Source organism: Protofrankia sp. CiT1, from assembly GCF_917627335.1.
In the GTDB taxonomy this organism is placed as follows: Bacteria; Actinomycetota; Actinomycetes; order Frankiales; family Frankiaceae; genus Protofrankia.
Window position 1 is genome coordinate 1 of sequence record NZ_CAKJTP010000094.1, and the last position, 3712, is coordinate 3712.

Below are 3712 nucleotides of genomic sequence, written 5' to 3' on the forward strand. Positions count from 1 at the left end.
GTCCCGAATGGGAAGGTGCCGGGTCTTCTTACGCGCTTGCGTTTTCAGCACCGGCACCTGCCCTGGGAAGGCGTTCATGGCCAGGTACAGGCGTTCCGCAACCAGTCGGCGAATCCGATCGGTGGTGGCCTGAAGATGTTCGGAGTCGGTGGTGACGAACTTGGCCGCGATGCGCGAGTGCGCATCGCCCCGGAATCCGCTGAACCCACGTTCGGTCAGCGCCAGCTCATCGAGGATGGACCGCAGCCAGGTCCATCGAAACGTCTGGGCTGCTGTCTCGGCATCGGCCTCCCGGGCAACGAGAAGATCGACCAGGGTGCCCAGCCCGATACCGCGCAGCCGCTCCAGCAGGTCGTTGATCTCAGGCAGGTTCTGCAGGATCGGGTCGTCACGCATCCGCCGTAGCACGTCGGCCGCGCGGTCGGCGGACATGTCCTCCAACCGGGCTGTGGCCAGTACCGCCGAAACCGCGGCCAACCTGCGCAGCAGCTCCTGGTGGGAGGCGGCTGCCTCGGCCAACTCCGGCGGTGCGCTCGGCGCCCGATCGTCAACGGCAAGAGCGCGCCAACGATCAGTGATCGCGACGACCGCGGAAACGCCCGCGTGCAGGGTGGCGCGTCGGAACGCGCGGTCCCGCCGCAGCGCCCTGGCCCGACGTCGCAGAGTTCGCCGTTGTCCAAGGCTCATCCCGCTGGCGTTCCGGCGTCGCCACGAGCGGGACGCCGTGGCCTCGACAAGAGCTGCCAGCTCGTCCGCGGAGGCGGTGATCGCCTCGTCGACGTGGTGTTCCAGCAGCTGCTGGAGGTCATCCAGCAGCGTGATTATCTCTTCCCATTCGGCCACGACGGCGGGCTGCCGGAGTCCGGTTCGCGTGATCAGCTCGCTCAGGAGGCGGTCGGCGTCGGGTAGGGCGCTACTCAGCAGCGTGTTGACGTGATCGCGAAGATCGCGCACCTGGTCGGACGTGCGTACCCGGGCGCCGGCCCACGGGGAGACCGCAGGAGTGAGCGTCAACCCGCCGAGATCGGCGAGTCGACGGATATCGGAGTCGACAGCCCGGGACTCTGCCGCGCCGAGATCTCGTAGCACAGACCCGGTGAAACGGACGTCGTTGGTGCACTCATCCGGGAGCCCGGCCAGTTCGGACTGGGCGTCGAAAATGTTGAGATCCCACGGTGGCCTGATCGTGTGCATGATCTGTTCATGTTCGATCAGCGTGCGGCGCTGTTCGGCGAGCTGCCCGTACCGGACCCGTGTCTGCCGATCCGGCGGTGGTGTCTGGCGCGCAGCCTCCAGCGTATCGGCGAGCTGACGCGCGACCAGCCGCTTGTTCTTCGCGGTTCCGCCGCCATGCAGGTCCAGGACGAGGTCAGCCAGCCCCGCGTCGGTGAGCCGATCGACGACGGCGTCGATAGCCGCGCGCTTCTCGGCGACGAAGAGCGCGGTCTTCCCGTGCGCGGCGAGGCTCGCGATGAGGTTGGCGATGGTCTGGCTCTTGCCGGTTCCCGGCGGGCCATGGATGACCAGGTGCCGGCCGGCAAGGACCATTTCGATCGCGGCGTGCTGGGAGGAGTCGGCATCCAGGACGATGAACTCCTCGACGGGGGCGATCTCGTCCGGAGGTCGGATGGGCGTGTCGCGGCCGCTGGTGGCCAATGCGTCCCGTGCTCGGCCATCGCCGGCGAGCGCGGCCACGATGTCATGGGCGGCCATGAGGTCATGGGCCCGGCCGAGATCGTCCACCATGGCCAGCTTCTCGTAGTTGAAGAGCCCCACCGCGAATTCCTTGGTCACGGTGAGCCCTGGCAGCGCCCGCCCGGCGGCCGCCCGGATCGCGCTGAACACGTGCTCGACCTGCGTCAGTGCCCGGTCGATGAACACTCGCGGATCGGCGGCGGAGGCCGTGGTGTCCGCCGGCTCGTTGTCGTCGCCCACCCGCGGCGGCACCCATCCGCCATCCGCGTCACCGGTCACCCGGGATCCGCCGCTGTCGACACCGTTGGCTGTCAGCCCGTTTTCCGGAAGGACACCCGATAGGTCAACGGTGACGCCATAGCTGCGTCGCAGGAGGTGCAACAGCACCTGGTTGATCTGTATCTCGTCGCCGGCCTCGAGATGGAAGTCGCTACCCGTGGGGTCGATCGGTGTGATCTCAACGGGTCGGAGTAGCACCGGCGCGTTCGGCCGGGGGATGCCCTGTGAGGACCCACCGGGCGGCGTCCACGACAGGGCTCCGTAGATCAGGAAAGCAGGTCGGATGCCCTGTTCTTCTTCGACGACCCGGGCTTTGCCACGGATGTTCTTGGCGGCGGTCCGGGCGCGAAGGATCGCATCCGGATCGGGGAAAAGGTCGGACAGCCGGACCCGTTCGCCGTGGAGCAGCCGTCCCAGAACGTCAGCGGCGCTGTCGGCCAGGTCGAGGGTGGTGGTCCTGCTGTGGCGGAAGTTGAGGAGTGTGTTGCGACCGGAGATGTCGATGAGGTCTTCCGCCCAGGTGGAGGCGGCAGCCTCGACGACCCGGCGACGATTCTGCGTGGACAAGGCGTGCTCCTGGATGATCTAACCCGGCCAGGCGACCGATGATGCCGCCCTTTCAGACGAACCGACCATCATCGGGGATACGGCCACCAGTGTCCACTATGCGGGGTAGGGGCATCGCGCAGGGCCAGCAGCTGTCCACATCTGTCCGTGATGGCAACCGGGACGCGTTGCCGGATCGACACAGCTGGGCGGCCACCACGTCGTGCGGGGCATTGCATTGGGTAGCTCCGCGCTGCCATCAGCGTTCGGCGTGCAGCTGGGTGAGCCACTCCTCGGACATGCGCCCCGTCCGATCAACCGCGGGCTCGGGCAAATGCGCCCGGTCGAATGGACGCCCGGCCGGATCAGTCCGGCCGTCACCAGGCGCTGGTAGCGATCGTCAGCCGCCGACGCCGATCTGGCCGAGCAGGGTCGCGTGGTCGAAGTAGACGGTCTCCTTGATAAGCCGGTCGCCGTCGAAGTGGAAGACGCAGCCGCAGCGCACGTCGATGGGTCTGCCGGTGGCGGGCACACCGGCCCACGGGCCATTGTGGGTACCCGTCATCCGGGTGTCGACGAACACGATGTCGTCGCCGTGATGGATTGAACGGGCTCTCGCGGCGCAGCTCCACCAGGGCGACGGAATGGACCACGACGCGGATCCGGGGCAGCTCCCGCAGGGTCGCGACGGTCTCGACGACCGGGCGCGCGTCGATCGTTTCGCCGACGTAGGCGATGTTGATATATGGGTGGAACTCGTCAGGTTCGCCCATGGCTTTCACCGTGCGGGCCCCCGCGTCAAGGAGGTGGTCATTCAGGGCAAGCAGCGGCTCCCAGGGGACGACGGCGAGTCCGATCGAGTCCGATCGAGTCCGGGGAGCCGGTCGCCGGACCCACGATCAGCGTGAATGGTTCGATGGCCGCGAGCGACCGACGGGCCTCGGCAACAGCACGGTTGATATCGCCGATGTCGTCGATCTCGTCTTCTCTTCGACTACCACTGCACCGCACGACAGTGTCGTGGCTCGTAATGCGGCCACCGCCGCCCCGGAGAGAATCTTCAACAGCCTCGGCACGGTCGCTCTCGCCAGCGACAGTGACGTCAGGGACAACCGTCCGACCAACCGCACACCAGCTCCACCGGTAGCAGGGTGCGATGACTGATCCGTCCCGGCCACGGCCTCGCCCACCT

The 3712-nt window shown here is 67.5% G+C and carries 2 protein-coding genes; both read right to left on the reverse strand.

What is annotated here, in order from left to right; all coding sequences use genetic code 11:
• On the reverse strand, positions 1–2541 hold a 2541-nt coding region (locus MJ785_RS14880; protein ID WP_239381395.1), incomplete at its 3' end, for a DUF4011 domain-containing protein.
• A 379-nt stretch (positions 2542–2920) separates the two neighbouring features.
• Positions 2921–3103, reverse strand: a complete 183-nt coding sequence (locus tag MJ785_RS14885) for an ester cyclase (protein ID WP_239310676.1) — start codon at positions 3101–3103, stop codon at positions 2921–2923.
• Positions 3104–3712: the final 609 nt, after the last annotated feature.